This is a genomic window from Campylobacter canis (assembly GCF_045504005.1).
Taxonomy (GTDB): domain Bacteria; phylum Campylobacterota; class Campylobacteria; order Campylobacterales; family Campylobacteraceae; genus Campylobacter_A; species Campylobacter_A canis.
In genome coordinates this window covers 35,182-51,074 of the sequence record NZ_JBJJXH010000003.1, presented here as the reverse complement: position 1 = coordinate 51,074, position 15,893 = coordinate 35,182, and the positions used below count along the sequence as shown (strand labels likewise).

The window sequence follows — 15,893 nt, the reverse complement described above, 5'->3', positions numbered from 1 at the left end:
AGAGCGAGCCTGGAAGTGGAATTTACAAGAATTTACAACTTCCCCGATCCAAGCCTTGCTCCTTCAAATGCTCCGCTTTGCATAGGCGGAGATTTAAGCGTTGAGGCACTTTTACAAGCTTACGACAAAGGAATCTTTCCTTGGTTTTTACCGCACGAGCCGATATGCTGGTGGTGTCCCGACCCGCGCGCAGTGCTATTTCCAAAAGATATCAGAATCCAAAAAAGCATAAAATCCGCACTTAAAAAATTTAACGTCAAATTTGATCACGACTTTGCAAGTTTTTTACAAATTTGCAAAAACGAACGCGCCGCAAAGGAAGACACTTGGCTAAGCGATAACATCATAAAAGCCTATACTGCCATGTTTAAAGCCGGATATGCTCATAGCGTGGAAGTTTATGAGGATGAAAAACTAATCGGCGGACTTTACGGGCTAGTTTTTGGCAAAGTCTTTTGTGGAGAGAGTATGATAAGCCTAAAAACAGGCGCTTCAAAAGTCGCTCTCATAAAGCTTTGCGAGGCTTTAGGCAAATTTGATTTTATGATTGATTGTCAAGTGATGAATAATCACCTTAAATTTATGGGCGCAAAAGCTATGAAGCGCAATGAGTTTTTAAAAATATTTGAAATTTTAAAAAAAGAGACAAGCGGATTTGAAAATTTTAAAGATTTGCAAAATTTAGTTTAAAATTTAGAATTTTAGGAACAAAACTTGCTTATAAATCTAGTGAAATTTAATCAAAAAGGCTAAAGATGTTTGCAGGAATATCAAGTTCAAAATCAAAACAGCTAGTAGAAAGCGCACTGGCTAGCAGAAATTTGCGCCAGCAGCTCATATCAAGCAATATCGCAAACATCAACACGCCGTTTTATAAATCACGCGATATCGCATTTGAAAGCGCTCTAAGCGAAAGAGCGGCTGAAATTTACGGCAAAAAAGAAAGCAAAGAGCTTGAGCTTGCCAATACTGACGAGGCTCATTTGCCAAAGGTAAAATTTCCCAACTCAAAGCTAGCTACGATCTTTCTTCGTGACGGACACATGGCTAGAAATGACGGCAACACGGTCGATCTTGATGTAGAGACAACCGAGCTTAGCAAAAATGCGATCATGATAACTGCGCTTGATAACGCAATGAAGCGCGATAGCGCGAACTTTAAAAGCGTGATTGAAGCAAGTAGCAAGATTTAAAGGAAATTAAGATGAGTTATTTAAGCGATTTTGATATAAGCGGATACGGACTAAGCGCACAGAGATTTAGAATGAACGTAATTAGCTCAAACATAGCTAATGCAAACACTACAAGAACGGCCGAAGGCGGACCTTATCGCCGACGCGAAGTGATATTTAAAGCGGTTGATTTCGATAGCACACTAAATGAGCAAATCGCAAAAAAAACGAACATGCTTGAGTATGAAAACCCGCTTGATGATAGCTTTTGGCAAAAAGACGCAAAACCTGCTATAATGAGCGTCGTAGTTGATAAAGTGGTGCGCGACGATAAGGATTTTAAACTAAAATACGATCCAAGCCACCCTGACGCTAATGCCAAAGGATACGTCGCATATCCAAATATAAATCCGGTCATCGAAATGGCTGATCTGATCGAGGCTACAAGAGCCTATCAGGCAAACGTCTCTGCATTTCAAAGCGCAAAGACGATCGCTCAAAGTGCGATAGAACTATTAAGAGGTTAATAAAAATGACAAATATCGATAAAATCAGCTCTGTTGCTTCGCCATTTAAAAAAGAAAATGCAAATTTGACCCAAAAAAACCAAAATGAATTTGCAACCATGCTTGATAATTCGCTTAAAGAGCTAAACGAAGTACAAGTAAATGCCGATAAAGCAATCGCCGATCTAGCAACAGGCGAAGTAAAAGACCTTCATCAAGCCGCAATCGCTATAGGCAAGGCGGAAACCAGCATGAAGCTAATGCTTGAAATCCGCAACAAGGCGCTAAGCGCATACAAAGAGATATCAAGGACACAAATTTAGCCTTAAATGAACTCTAGAAAATCAAAAATTTTAATTTTATTTTCACTGATCTTAATAGGGATATCCATATTTTTAGCGGTTATCTTTTATAGGGCAAACATCGAAAGACGCTTGCCAAAGCTTGAAACAAGCGAAGTAAATACCGCACTTCGCGGCAATATAGTCACAAAAGACGGATTTAGCGTTGCAAGCAGTCAAAAACTATATAAAGTGATGGTTGATACAAGAAACATCGATCCAAACAAAAAAGATCTCTTTATTAAGCTTTATTCACTTTACAGCGGAGATGATCCAAAAAAAGTTAAAAAAAGCATAAACAGCACAAAAGGGCTTGTAACTCTCTCTTATAAGATCGACTCCAAAGGCGCTGCTTACCTTCAAGAACTTGCAAGAAAGCTATACAGAAAGAAAATTTTTGTTCCTTACGAAGATCCTAATACCGGCATAGCCTCTCTTCGCGGCATGAGTATAGTCGAAAGCGGCGAAAGCAGGCAGTATATGGCAAAAGATGCCTTAACTCCGCTTATAGGCTACGTAAAAAAGATAGAAAAGGAAAATATCACCAAAGTTACCGGCGTAAAAGGAGTTGAGAAGTCATACGAATACTACATTTCGGCCATTCAAGATGCTAAAATTTTAGGACCCAAAGATATCGGAAACAACATCATCTTAACAAGCGATTCAAATTTAGCTAACCGCGTAGACGGGTATGATACCATCTTAACCGTTTCTCTTAAATTTCAAAGCGCGCTAGAGCAAATCATAGACGAAAGAAAAGAATTTCTAAACGCAAAAGAGATAATCGTAGGCGTTATGGAGTCTAAAACCGGCGAACTGTTGGCGCTTGCAACTACTTCAAGATACAATCCTTCAAATATAAAAAAGCAAGATTATAAATCCTTAAATTCATCGGCAACCGAATATGCTTACGAGGTGGGCTCGGTATTTAAGCCGTTTATTTTTGCACTTTTGCTTGCCGAAGATAAGCTAAATCCCTTCGAGCGCATAAACACCTATAACGGCAAATATCAGCTTGGCAAACGTATAATAAGAGATACCCATCCGCAGCCCTTTATGACCGCAGAAGACGTGCTTGCGCACTCATCAAATATAGGCATGATACAAATAGCCCAGCGTCTTGAAGGCTCTCAAATTTACTCGGGGCTTTTGAATTTCGGCTTCACGCAAAAAACGGGTATCGATATGCCGTACGAACAAGTGGGCAATATGCCTCCCGTAGCAAAGCTAAACTCGCAAATTTATAAGGCAACTATCAGCTACGGATACGGGCTTCAGGCGACTTTTATACAGCTTTTAAAAGCATATAACGTCTTTAACAACAAAGGAGTTATGGTAACGCCAAAAGTTGTGAGCTCTCTTTACAAAAACGGTAAATTTTATGTAGTAAACAATCCTGAGCCTACGCAGGTACTCACTCAAGATGTAGCAAAACGCATGAAGCGAATACTCATCAAAGCCGTTGAGAGCGGAACGGGCAAAAAAACAAAAACTTCCGGACTTGAAATAGGCGGTAAGACAGGCACGGCTCACATCGCATCTGCAGGCGGTTATTCAAACAAATATAACGGTTCGTTTTTTGGATTTGTAAATGACAGTGAAGGCAACAGCTATACTATCGGGGTTTTAGCAAGAGAGCCGAAGAAACCATACTATCACTTTGGAGCTCAAAGTGCTCTACCTGTATTTAAAAAGACGGTTGATCTGATGATTGAAGAGGGATTTTTAAAACCAAGCGATGAGAATTTAACCCAAGATAAAAACGCTAAATAAATCTCAGTCTAATAAAAATTCTAAAACAAAATACTTTATTGGCTTTGATGGAAAAATAAAAAGCTAAAAATGAACTTTAAATTTTGATATCCAAACTATTCATGAGAAGTATAGACGAGCAAGCCATAAAAACCATCAAAAGCCCTGCTATCAAAAGCCTATCTTTTATAAAATTTCCGCTTACTATATCTCTTAGATTATAAGCCGTTACGCATATCACGACAATCGAGCTAAAATAATAAACAAACCAACTAAGTCCGTCAAGACTAAAAGAGTGAAGCAACACAAGAGCGTTAAACGAGATAGATATCACGGCACAAATGACGGCTATAGTAAATGAAACTCCGTAGGATATGAAGCCCGCGTGATCTTTCATATATGATTTCAAAGCTCTTGAGCAAAAAAATATAAAAGTAACGGCTATGATTATATAGTTTTTCATAAAATCAACCGCCATATCGTATAAGACGGTGATTCCGCTTGTAAGCAGATCAAGCTCCATCATTATGTTATAAACTATGGCTATAAAAAGTATAGATACAACCAAAACGATAAAAGTAATAACCGAAGAGACGATCAGCGCTAAAAGCACCGCCCAGAAAGTTTCAAGCACTCCGTAGGGCTTAAGATCGCTATTTTTTATAAATTCTTTTAAATTCAACCAAAACTTCTTTTATAAATTTCTTAGTCCATATAAATAACAACAGGGCTTGTCTAAATGCAGATTTAAAGCTAAAAGCAAGCTCAAATATATTATAAATAAAAATTTAAGGCTGAAATATTAGCATAATTTAAATTATATTCAAAGCCAAATTCAAAGGCGATGCGTGTCTAGCAAGCTTTTGTTGCTTTTCAAGAAGCGAGTTATCCTGAGCTCTAGCAAGTAAATCTTTTCTAAATTTTTCAAGCATATCTTCAAGCACGCCAAGAAGCTCTTTGATCTCATTTGCGCTTTTGCTTTTAGTGCTCTCTTCATCAAGCCCAAGAGTTTTGATGAGTTCTGCTCGCTTTGCCTCGACCTTCTCTTCTATCTTTAGCTCGTTTAGATAGCTTATAAATTTAATTGACCCCATCTTAGTTAAATTTTGTCTAAAGCTATCTACATCCATGCTCTTTAGCGAGCTTTTAGCCTTTAAATTTATGCTTTCTAGCTCTTTTTGAAATTCGCTTTTGTCGTTTTGAATGATTTTTTGAGTCTTGTAAAGGTTGTTTAAATCCTCTAAAAATTTAAGTGTGGAATTTTCGCTTGATATCTTCAAATTTTCTCCTTACGGCAAATAATCATTAAAGATAAAAAGCAAATTTTATTCCGTTTAAAATTTAGTGCCGCCAAATCAATCAGCGACACCAAAGACGCTTTTAAGCATGATGATAGTCGTCGTATATCACTTTGTTTGTTTGAAATTTCTCGCGTTTTAACTCCCTAACGCGTAAAAATTCATCCTCGTCTATCTTTTTAATCTGAATTGCCGCTTTAAATGTAGGAGTTTTACTTATAAAGTCCCATCCGCTACTTGTTATCTCATTACAGCAACTCTCCCAGTAGTGATAAGTCATTTGTATGATTCCATCGGGCACGATATCGGTCACATCAGCCTTAACTACGATGTAGCCGTATCTGCTCCAAGCCTTTATAAAATCACCGTGTTTTATGCCGTATCGCTCCGCTAGCGCAGGGCTCATCTCTGCTATAGGCCCTACACTGTCACCGCCTTCTTCTATCGCCTTTGAGCGACGAGTCATCGCTCCGCCTGCATACTGATAAACTTTGCGAGTAGTAAGTAGCTGGATAGGATACTCCTCATCCGCAGGCTCATCGACACTTCCTGCCATTATCGGATAATCAGCCGGCATATTCATTCGTTTTGCAAATTCCGCTTTAGCAGGCTCTATATCGGCGACACTTTTTACATGCAGACACGGCACAAATTTGCCTTTGCCATCAGGTGTAAAAAATTTCCTGTCCAGATACAAGCTTTGTCCGCCCATATCATCCTCCGTAGGACATGGCCAATGAAGCCCGTAATACTTCTTAATACGATAATAACTCATTCCGCCGTATCTATAAGGATCGCACTTGCGTTCCTCTTCCCAAATTTCTTCAGGAGATTTGAAGTTAAATCCCTCTTTGGCACCAAGCCTTCTAGCTATCTCACAGATGATCCACCAGTCTTGTCTAGCGTCTCCGGGAGGCGTGATGACAGCTTCATTATGCTGCACACGGCGCTCTGCGTTGGCAAAGAGACCTTCCTTTTCACTACTTGCGACACCCGGCAAAACAACGTCCGCCTTACGTGAAGTTTCAGTTAAGAATATATCTTGCACAAGATACATATCCACTTTTGATATCGCTTTTAAGAAGTGGTTTGTGTTTGGATCGGTCATTACGGGATTTTCACCCATTGTCCAGAAGAAATGCACCCTTCCATCAAGTATCGCGTCAGGAACTTCGGTCTTATGAATGCCTATCTTGTTGCTTAAAAATCCCGGCTCCAAATTCCAAACCTTCTCAAACCAAGCAAGCTGCTCAGGATCGGTCACTGAACCCAAATTTGGCAATACGTTTGGAAGAACACCCATATCGCAACAACCTTGGACGTTTACTTGACCACGTATAGGAAGATCGCCACTTCCAAGCTCGCCGATATTGCCGGTCAGTAAAAATAAATTTGATATATCACAAACTCCGCCTACGCCGTGGTTAAAGTGAGTAACACCCATGCCATGAGTAATAACCGCAGGTCTTATAGTAGCATACATTCTGGCGGCTTTTCTGATATCTTCGGGGTTTAAATTTGTATATTTCGCAACCGCTTCAGGTGAATAATCCCTAACAGCTTCGCGCACGTACTCTACGCCGGTCGTGCACTCATTTACAAAATCCCAATTTACTAAATCCTCTTCAAAAATGACATATAAAAGCGCATTTATAACAGCAATATTATGCTCTGGTGCAAGTTGCAAATGCACGTCCGCACGGCTGGCAAATTCCGTCTTAATCGGATCGATTACGATTAGTTTCGCACCTCTGTTTAAGGCTCTTTGAATATGCATGGCAGCTATCGGGTGTCCGTTTTCAGGATTTGATCCGATCATCATAATGCAGTTGCTGTAAGGACCTATCTCTATGAAGCTATTTGTCGCGGCTCCGTTACCGATTGTCTTGGCAAGACCTGCCACAGTCGGAGCGTGTCAAATTCTAGCGCAGTGATCTACGTTATTTGTTCCTATTACTGCACGCATGATCTTTTGAGCGACATAGTTATCCTCAAGCGTACATCTTGCAGAGAAATTTCCCACGATCGCATCAGGACCGTATTTTTCCTTTACTTCTTTTATTTTTGAAACGACCAGATCAAGCGCCTCATCCCAACTCGCTTCCTCCAAGTCTCCATCTTTGCTAAAGACGCCATCTTTTTTTCTTATAAGCGGGGTAGTGAGTCTATCAGGAGCTCCTACATAATCCCACCCATAAAATCCTTTTAAGCAAAGATTGCCTTGATTTACAGGATTTTCTTCAACTCCGGTTGCATATTTGATAACATTGTTTTCAACATGCAACTTGATCTGACAGCCTGTTCCGCAATACGGACAGATTACTTTTCCTTCTTTTGTCATGTTTTCCCCTTTTTATATATGCAAATACGGCATATATTAGATATGCTATATTTGCATATATCTGCTTAAATTTAAATAAATTTATTAAGAAAAAAAATCAATTTATAAATTTAATATTTATTTAATATTATTTGAATTTAATTAGTATTAATTGCCTATATTTAGGGATTTAAAAATTTTATATTAAGTATTTAAATTTTAGAATTATTGATAAAAATAGACGATATGAGAATGTAAGATATTAAATCTTAACCATATAATAAAATATATTTTTTAATTTATACAGTTAAGATTTTAATGATAATAAATTTATTTTAAGGCTATTTGAATTAAAAATTTAGCAAATTCTTCGCTGTCGTTAGGGCAAGTAACAACATCATAATACTCAAATTTAAGCTCATTGGCTACATCTTTATACTCTTTTGCCAGCTCAAAAACGCTCTCTGAATTATCTATACAAAAGGATATAGGATAGATTAGCGCTTTTTTATTTTCAAGTTTTGCCAGTTCATCGCCAAGTGCCGGCTCAAGCCATTTTACCGGTCCTAAACGCGACTGATAAGCAACGCGAATTTCTTTAAATTTCATCTCTTTATTGATTAAAGCAGAAAGAATTTCAACATGCTCTAAAGTATGCTTTTCATAAACATCGCCATTATCTATAATCTTTTGAGGCAAAGAGTGAGCCGAAAATATAAGCGTTATCTCCTCTGTTTTTAAATCCCTTACCATATTTTTTATAGAATTTACTATGACCTGATTATAAAGCTCATCTTTATAAAACGGCTCTATGATTTTCACTTTAGCCTTTAAATTTAGCTCCTCAAACGCTTTGTTAAAGTCATTTAAGCTTGAAACCACGGTTGTTATAGAGTGATGAGGATATAAAGGCAAAACTATAATCTCATCAAAATTTTCATACTTTTTAAGCACCTCTTTTGCAAAAGGCGGCGTGTAGTTCATAGCAAAATCAACCGCATCAAATTCATCGCTTAAGCTTGAAATTTTACCGCATAGCTTTTGGGTTATCTCGCAAATAGGCGACTTGCCTCCGATTTGTTCGTAGTTATGCGTAGCCTCTTTAAGCCTAGAGCGAGTTATCATAAAGGCTATAAATTTACGCAAAAATTTATTTTTAATCCCTAATATACAGGGGTCGTTAAACATATTTTTTAAAAATACCTCAACCTCGCTAAGATTATTTGGTCCGCCCATATTTAAAAGCAACAAAAGCCTTTTCATGCGCACACTCCATAAACCTTAAGCACCTCGTCAAAGCTTGCCAAATTTTCGAATTTTCCCAATTCGCAAAGCTTACCAAATTCTATCTGAGCCATTCTTGCAGGCGATATATCACAATTTACTTTCAAATTTTGCTGTCCTTCGGCAGTATATTTATTAAGTTTGAGTCCAAGCAAATCGCCAAAATAAATTCCGCTCTTTGCCGCTACTTCCACTATAAAACGGTTGATAGGATACTCTTTTGAGCCGTGAATACTAACCAAAGCTTGATTTTTCATCTTTAGCTCATAAAGCATACTAAGAGCCTCTTTTTTGTTGTCGTTTTTGGATTCGAATTTAAAAAATCCCCCCACTTCACTGCTTGTTAAATACCTTGCCAAATCGATATTATAAAGCATTTGCATAGACAAATTTTCATCCTTGCAAATACCGCAAGTAATATTTATAGAGTAAATTTTCTCCTCTTTTTCAAGAGATTTTTTTAAAGAGGCTATCACAGGGTTAAATCTATCGCAAAGGCACATAGCACTTACGGCTCCGCTTAAATTCGAGCAGTATTTCATCTCCTGAATAGCGCTACTGCTTTTAGCCAAAGGTGCGTTTATAAAGATAAATTTAGATGCTTTTACGCACTTTGAAAACAGATCAAAATACTCTATTCCGTCAGTTATTATAAGCGCTTCGGGATTTGTTATCTCAAAAAGCTCGTTTATATCATCGTAAATTTCAACTCTGGCATGATTATCGCCGCATTTATTACTATAAATTCCCACTAGTTCAAAATCATCAGATCTTCTAAGCTCGTTATAGTGCATTTTGCCGGTATCTTCAAAGCCTATGATCGCAAGGCGTTTTTTCATAATCTCATCCGTTTTTTGATAGACATTATATTTTATTTTGGTAATTATATGTTTAATCCACTTTAAATTTCGTAAAATATATTTTACAATGTAACAAATTTCAAACCCTCTTACCTCTAACTTTAAAACCAAGCCTTTAAAAATTTAATGAAAAATATGGTAAAATCAGCACTATTTTATAAAATTTGATAGGAAAAATTATGGATATCAGACAGGCTTATTTGGATTATTTTGCAAGCAAAGGTCACGAGATCATACCTTCATCGCCACTTGTGCCAAACGATGCGACGTTACTTTTTACAAACGCGGGAATGGTGCCTTTTAAAAGCATATTCACAGGCGAAGTTCCACGCCCTACTCCGCCTATCCGCACTAGTTGCCAAACCTGCATAAGAGCGGGCGGTAAGCATAACGATCTTGATAATGTGGGCTATACTGCGCGCCACCACACGTTTTTTGAAATGCTTGGAAATTTCAGTTTTGGCGAATACTTTAAAAAAGACGCGATCGCTTACGCTTGGGAATTTGTTACAGATGTGCTAAAGCTGCCTAAAGATCGCCTCTATGTCACGGTTCATGAAAGCGACAACGAGGCTTATGCTATGTGGCAAGAGCACATATCAAAAGATAGAATTTACAAATTTGGCGACAAAGATAACTTCTGGCAGATGGGCGATACGGGTCCTTGCGGCCCTTGTTCGGAGATTTTTTACGATCAAGGAGCGGAGCACTTTAACTCAGACGAGGACTATATGGGTGGAGATGGCGATAGGTTTCTTGAAATTTGGAACCTTGTCTTTATGCAATACGAAAGAAGCGCGGACGGCAAGCTAACTCCGCTTCCAAAACCGTCAATTGATACCGGTATGGGTTTAGAGCGCGTAACTGCGATAATGGAAGGCAAATTTAGCAACTACGATAGCTCACTTTTCATGCCGATTATAAATGAAGTGGCTAAAATTTGCGGCAAACCTTACAAATACGAAAGCGGTGCTAGTTACCGTGTGATTAGCGATCATATACGCTCGGTTACATTCCTGCTTGCTCAAGGCGTAGGCTTTGACAAAGAAGGGCGCGGATACGTCCTAAGAAGAATTTTACGTCGCGCGATTCGCCACGGATACCTACTTGGTATTAAAGAGCCGTTTATGTATAGGCTGGTTGATCAAGTATGCGAGCTGATGGGCTCTCACTACACTTATCTAAACGAGAAAAAAGATGCGGTTAAAGAGCAAATTCGCCTTGAAGAGGAGAGATTTTTAACCACTATCGCTTCGGGTCTTGAGCTATTTAACGATGAACTGGCAAAAACAAAAGAAATTTTTAGCGGAGATGCGGCATTTAAGCTTTATGATACTTTCGGCTTCCCGCTTGATCTAACTGCAGACATGCTTAGAGACAAGGGATTAAAAGTTGATGAGGCAAGGTTTGATGAGCTTATGAACGAGCAAAAAACTCGTGCAAAAGCCGCATGGAAAGGAAGCGGAGATAAGAGCGCAAAAGGCGATTTTAAAGAGCTTTTAGAGGAATTTGGCGAAAATAGATTTAGCGGGTATGAAACCTTAGAGCAAAAGAGCAAAATTTTAGCTCTGCTTGATGATGATTTCAAACGCGTTTCAAGCTTAAAAGCGGGCGAAGTTGGCTGGATCATGCTTGATGTAACGCCGTTTTATGCTCAAAGCGGCGGTCAATGCGGAGATGCGGGCGAAATTTTAAACAGAGCCAAAGTGCTTGATACGCAAAAATTCTTTGGGCTAAATTTATCTCAAATTTCAGTTACCAAAGAGTTAAAAGCAGGAGATGAAGTTGAGGCGAAAGTTTCTAACGAAAGAAGCGAGATAGCGCGCCACCACAGCGCAACTCACCTTTTGCACTCGGCTTTGATTAAAATTTTAGGCAGTCATATAGCACAAGCCGGCTCAAGCGTAGAGGCAAATAAGCTTAGGTTTGACTTCTCGCATCCTAAAGCGCTAACCAGCAAAGAGCTTGAGAAGATAGAAAACTTCGTAAATAACGCGATAGCAAAAGGAGCACAAGCCAAAATAGAGATCATGGACTTAGATGAAGCCAAAAATAGCGGAGCTATAGCTCTATTTGGCGAGAAATACGGCGAAAAAGTGCGCGTGCTAAGCTTTGGCGATGTAAGTAAAGAGCTTTGCGGAGGAACGCACGTAAAAGATATAAGCGAGATCGGAGCCTTTTTTATCGTTAAAGAAAGCGGAGTAAGTGCGGGCGTAAGAAGAATAGAGGCGGTTTGCTCTAAAGCTGCGCTAAATTTAGCAAGAGAGTTTAGAGCCGAACTTGACGAGCTAAAATCCGAGCTAAAAAGCGTCGAGCCTATAAATGCGGTTAAAAAACTAAAAAACGAGATAAAGGCGCTAAAAGACGAGCTTAAAAACGCAGGCGGGTCAAAAGCCATAAATTTAAGCGAGCTAAACGGCGTAAAATTTGGAGTCGAGATCCTTCAGGGCGGAGATATCAAAACCGCAATCGATGAGATAAAAAATGCGAACGAACGCGTTGCAGTGCTGTTTATGCAGGAAAAAGAAGGCAAAGCGATAATCGTCGCAGGAGTCAAAAACGCAAATTTAAAAGCCGGAGAATGGGTTAAATTTATAGCTCAAATTTTAGGCGGCAACGGCGGAGGAAGAGATGACTTTGCTACCGCAGGCGGAAAAGACATCGGCAAAATGAACGAAGCAAAAGAGGCAGCGGTGAAATTCGCAAAAGAAAAACTAGCATAATGAGCAAAGATAGCTTGCGTCCTTTGCCGTATTATTTTTAAAAGGATAAAAATGCCCGAATTTAACATCGCATTTGCAAAGTTAAGCCATATAATTCCGTTTTTGCACATAAGCGCGACTATAGTATTTATAGGATTTCAGGCTTGCTTTTGGTTTATGTGTAAATTTTTCATGCAAGGCATAGCAAACAACCACAAAAGATACCTGATGGTTATAGAGGCTCTTAAGCGCCTTGGATACGCGGTTTATGCGGCTTTATCGGTGATGGCGGTAACGGGCATTCTTATCAAGGATAGCGACTATTCAAAGATCGCAGATCCTATGTCAAACACGATAATAGCGACAAAATGGACGATATTTGCCTTCTTGCTCATAAACGTCCTTTACGTAACATATAGGCTAAAAAAAGCTATCAAATCAATCGATGACAGCGAGTATATAGAGCTTCACGAAAATTTAATCGTAATAATTTATTATTTCATACCGCTTAACGTTGTTGCGGCTTTATTTGCGACCTATCTTGGTGTCGCATATAGGGGGTTTTAATGATAATTTTAGCTTCAAGTTCAGTTACTAGAGCTAAAATTTTAGAAGAAAACAGAGTAACTTTCAAGCAAGTTTCCTTTGAATTTGACGAAAGCGGCATAAGTAAAAAACTGCCTCCTGCAAGCTATGTCCTAAAAATTGTTCAAAGCAAAAAAGAGCAGTTTTTAAAAGCCTATCCAAATTTAAAAAATATACTTCTTGCAGATAGCGCTGTCGTGTGTGGGAATGAAATTTTAGGCAAGGCAAAAGATGCCAAAGATGCTATCAGAATGCTAAATTTACAAAGCGAAAGCGTAACTAAGATAATAACCGCAATGATATTTTTAGGCGAAAATTTCGAGCTTATAAACGTAAGCGTGGCGGCCTATGAGTTTGGCAAATTTGACGAAAAAGAGCTTGAGGCCTACATCAAAAGCAACGAGTGGCAAGGCAAAGCCGGAGCCATGATGATAGAGGGCTTTAACAAAAAATACATCCTAAAACAAACAGGCAACGAAAGCACAGCCAGAGGGTTAAACTACGAACAATTAAAGGCATTTTTATGAGATATATAGTTTCGTTTCTTTTTATCGTATTTGTTTCCGCGTCCGCGGCAATTATCTATCTTTACTCGCAAATTCGATTTGATGCGACAAACATCATCGAATTTAAGCCAAAACTAACGACTCAAATTTACGATAGAAACGGCGAGCTAATCGCTAATATCTTTGATGAAGAAAATAGAATTTACGCAAGATACGACGAGATACCTCCGCGCCTCATAGAAGCTCTTGTGGCGATCGAAGATACGAGCTTTTTTGAGCATGGCGGAGTAAATCCCGAAGCCATCACAAGAGCGATCATAAAAGACATCAAAGCCAGAAAGCTTGTAGAAGGTGCTAGCACCATCACTCAGCAGCTCGTAAAAAATATGGTCTTAACCCGCGAGAAGAAATTTACAAGAAAAATAAAAGAGATGGTTCTTGCTATGAAGCTTGAAAACGAGCTTAGCAAGGAAGAAATTTTAGAGCGATACCTAAATCACGTATATTTTGGACATGGTTATCACGGTATAAAAACAGCCGCAAGGGGGTATTTTAGAAAGGAGCTAAACGAACTTAGCCTAAAAGAGATAGCCATACTCGTGGGTCTTCCAAAAGCTCCAAGCACATACGATCCTACCAGACATCTTGACTTGTCGCTAAGTCGCGCAAACAACGTTCTTTGGAGGCTGAATATACTTGGCTGGATAAATAAAGAAGAGTATGAAAAGTCTCTCATGGAAACGCCTGTAGTATATGATGATACCCTTACGCAAAACAAAGCTCCTTATATCGTAGATGAGGTTATAAAAGAGGCTTCAAAACACTTTAACGACATAAAAACGGGCGGATATATCATCGAAACAAGCGTTGATCTAAAGATTCAGGATATGGCGATAGAGGCGCTTAAATTCGGGCATAATGAAATTTTAAAGCGAGATAAGGACGCAAACGCTTCGGTGCTAAACGGAGCTATCGTAGTAACATCACCCAAAGATGGGGGTATCTTGGCACTTGTCGGAGGAGTTGACTACTCCAAAAGCAACTACAACCGCGCTACGCAGAGTATGAGGCAACCGGGCTCCAGCTTTAAGCCATTTATCTACCAGATAGCGCTTGATCTGGGCTACTCGCCGATGAGCAAGGCTGCTGATATCTCGCGTGTGTTTGATACGGGTAAAAATCAAGAGGCGTGGAAGCCTAAGAACTATAGCGGCGGCTTTCAAGGCTATATCACACTTAAAGACGCGCTTCGTCAGTCAAGAAACTTAGCTACCATAAATTTACTTAGCGAAATCGGACTTGACACGGTTTATAAGCGTTTAAGCGAGCTTGGCTTTAAAAACGTGCCAAAAGATCTGTCTGTAGCGCTTGGAAGCCTTGGGATCTCTCCGCTTGAGTTTTCTAAATTCTACTCTATATTTTCAAATCAGGGCGAGATGGTTGAGCCAACGCTCATTCGAAGAGTTATGAGCGCGCAAAACATAGAAACTATCTTCGAGCCAAAACGCACAAGAGTGACCGAACCTGAGCAGGCATACCTGATGAACGATATGCTAAAAACCGTCGTAAACAGCGGCACCGGACAAAATGCCAAAATCGCGGGCGTACAGGTTGCGGGCAAAACGGGAACCACAAACAACAACATAGACGCATGGTTTTGCGGTTATACTCCTGAAATTCAAGTGATCGTATGGTACGGCAACGATAACAACACTCCGATGAGAAAAATCGAGGGTGGCGGACGAACAGCTGCACCTGTATTTAAAAAATTTGTGCAAAGTTATATGAAGGAATTTCCAAATTCAAAGAAAAATTTTACCGAGCCCGAAGGTGTTTTTCACACGATATATGAAGGCAAAGACGAACTTTATACGAAAATTTCACCGCTTCCAAAGCAAGACGCTCAGGATAATCTAATCAAGCAAGATAACGAAGGGATGATATTTTAATCATCCTCTTGCTTAATACATTTGATTAACATCAAAACAGCCAAAATTTAGACAACAACAAGAAATATGAGCGGTATATTTCAGCTCTTGCTAAACTTCGCTTTTTGGTTCAAATTCAATTTTATTCGCCCAAACGCAAGCTATAAAAACCAAAAAACAGATAGGATATGAAAATGCAAGAAAATTTTCCACAATCCCAACATCCAAGTAATCAATAAAAAACAACATAATAAACAAAATCAGTAAATTCCCAATAAACATAAAAAACAACACAGCCATTTCAAGTTTAAAAATTCTAAGGCTAAGCCTAGGGTTATTTACAAACAAAAGGCTAAATTTTAGGCTCTTATCTCTCCTTACTCTACGCAAGAAAAAAGCAAGAGAAAAAATAAAAACACCGATACATGAAGCCCAATAAACACTATGCTCAGGAGTTTGAAGCGAGCTTGCGATAGACTTTAAAGCAAATTCAAAAGGCATAAGCAAGATAAACAAGGCAAGCACGCAAATCTACGCGTAAAAAGGAGCTAAAACGTAAGCTCTAATTTTTCTTAGTGCATTAAATTTTAGCTTTAGATATCCCGGTATCAGGATAAATTTCTCGTCCAAATTCAAGCA

General features: G+C 39.0%; 15 protein-coding genes. 9 read left to right on the top strand and 6 right to left on the bottom strand.

Annotation, left to right across the window (positions count from 1 at the left end; all coding sequences use genetic code 11):
- Positions 1-15: 15 nt before the first annotated feature.
- The 5 genes from aat (at position 16) to ACHJH3_RS03720 (ending at position 3,792) form a co-directional block, all read left to right on the top strand.
- Positions 16-690 (top strand): leucyl/phenylalanyl-tRNA--protein transferase, encoded by a 675-nt coding sequence (aat, locus tag ACHJH3_RS03740; RefSeq protein WP_407063635.1) that lies wholly within the window; start codon positions 16-18, stop codon positions 688-690.
- Positions 691-755: 65 nt separating this feature from the next.
- Positions 756-1,193: a flagellar basal body rod protein FlgB gene (gene flgB, locus ACHJH3_RS03735; RefSeq protein ID WP_407063634.1), complete on the top strand. Its 438-nt coding sequence runs from the start codon at positions 756-758 to the stop codon at positions 1,191-1,193.
- A gap of 11 nt (positions 1,194-1,204) precedes the next feature.
- A complete protein-coding gene (gene flgC, locus ACHJH3_RS03730) occupies positions 1,205-1,699 on the top strand; it encodes a flagellar basal body rod protein FlgC (protein WP_169942005.1) in 495 nt (164 codons plus the stop codon).
- 5 nt (positions 1,700-1,704) lie between these two features.
- Positions 1,705-2,001, top strand: a complete 297-nt coding sequence (gene fliE, locus ACHJH3_RS03725; protein WP_407063633.1) for a flagellar hook-basal body complex protein FliE — start codon at positions 1,705-1,707, stop codon at positions 1,999-2,001.
- Positions 2,002-2,007: 6 nt separating this feature from the next.
- On the top strand, positions 2,008-3,792 hold the full coding sequence (locus ACHJH3_RS03720) for a peptidoglycan D,D-transpeptidase FtsI family protein (RefSeq protein WP_407063632.1): 1,785 nt from the start codon (positions 2,008-2,010) through the stop codon (positions 3,790-3,792).
- A gap of 76 nt (positions 3,793-3,868) precedes the next feature.
- Here ACHJH3_RS03720 and ACHJH3_RS03715 read toward each other — a convergent pair whose 3' ends face one another.
- From ACHJH3_RS03715 to ACHJH3_RS03695, 5 genes are all read right to left on the bottom strand, one after another.
- Positions 3,869-4,453, bottom strand: coding sequence for a hypothetical protein (locus ACHJH3_RS03715; protein ID WP_407063631.1), 585 nt, complete (start codon positions 4,451-4,453; stop codon positions 3,869-3,871).
- A gap of 130 nt (positions 4,454-4,583) precedes the next feature.
- Positions 4,584-5,051, bottom strand: coding sequence for a hypothetical protein (locus ACHJH3_RS03710; protein WP_407063629.1), 468 nt, complete (start codon positions 5,049-5,051; stop codon positions 4,584-4,586).
- Between the two features lie 100 nt (positions 5,052-5,151).
- Positions 5,152-7,410: a molybdopterin oxidoreductase family protein gene (locus ACHJH3_RS03705; protein WP_407063628.1), complete on the bottom strand. Its 2,259-nt coding sequence runs from the start codon at positions 7,408-7,410 to the stop codon at positions 5,152-5,154.
- Between the two features lie 309 nt (positions 7,411-7,719).
- Positions 7,720-8,652 carry a ferrochelatase gene (hemH, locus tag ACHJH3_RS03700; protein ID WP_407063627.1) on the bottom strand — a complete coding sequence of 311 codons (933 nt, stop codon included), beginning with the start codon at positions 8,650-8,652 and terminating at the stop codon, positions 7,720-7,722.
- Positions 8,649-9,512, bottom strand: a complete 864-nt coding sequence (locus ACHJH3_RS03695) for a Gfo/Idh/MocA family oxidoreductase (RefSeq protein WP_407063626.1) — start codon at positions 9,510-9,512, stop codon at positions 8,649-8,651. Before ACHJH3_RS03695 ends, hemH begins: the two co-directional genes overlap by 4 nt.
- 200 nt (positions 9,513-9,712) lie before the next feature.
- On the opposite strand from ACHJH3_RS03695, the gene alaS reads away from it, so the two are divergent.
- From alaS to ACHJH3_RS03675, 4 genes are read left to right on the top strand one after another with little or no spacing between them, the layout of a single operon-like run.
- The gene (gene alaS, locus ACHJH3_RS03690; protein WP_407063625.1) at positions 9,713-12,256 is read left to right on the top strand and encodes an alanine--tRNA ligase; all 2,544 of its coding nucleotides are present in this window, start codon (positions 9,713-9,715) and stop codon (positions 12,254-12,256) included.
- Between the two features lie 51 nt (positions 12,257-12,307).
- Positions 12,308-12,802 (top strand): 3-isopropylmalate dehydratase, encoded by a 495-nt coding sequence (locus tag ACHJH3_RS03685; RefSeq protein ID WP_169941987.1) that lies wholly within the window; start codon positions 12,308-12,310, stop codon positions 12,800-12,802.
- The gene (gene maf / locus ACHJH3_RS03680; protein WP_407063624.1) at positions 12,802-13,347 is read left to right on the top strand and encodes a septum formation inhibitor Maf; all 546 of its coding nucleotides are present in this window, start codon (positions 12,802-12,804) and stop codon (positions 13,345-13,347) included. Before ACHJH3_RS03685 ends, maf begins: the two co-directional genes overlap by 1 nt.
- A complete protein-coding gene (locus ACHJH3_RS03675; protein WP_407063623.1) occupies positions 13,344-15,275 on the top strand; it encodes a transglycosylase domain-containing protein in 1,932 nt (643 codons plus the stop codon). Before maf ends, ACHJH3_RS03675 begins: the two co-directional genes overlap by 4 nt.
- Before the next feature lie 90 nt (positions 15,276-15,365).
- Here the strand turns inward: ACHJH3_RS03675 and ACHJH3_RS03670 are convergent, their stop codons facing one another.
- Complete coding sequence (locus ACHJH3_RS03670) at positions 15,366-15,779, bottom strand: hypothetical protein (protein WP_407063622.1); 414 nt, start codon at positions 15,777-15,779, stop codon at positions 15,366-15,368.
- Positions 15,780-15,893 lie beyond the last annotated feature (114 nt).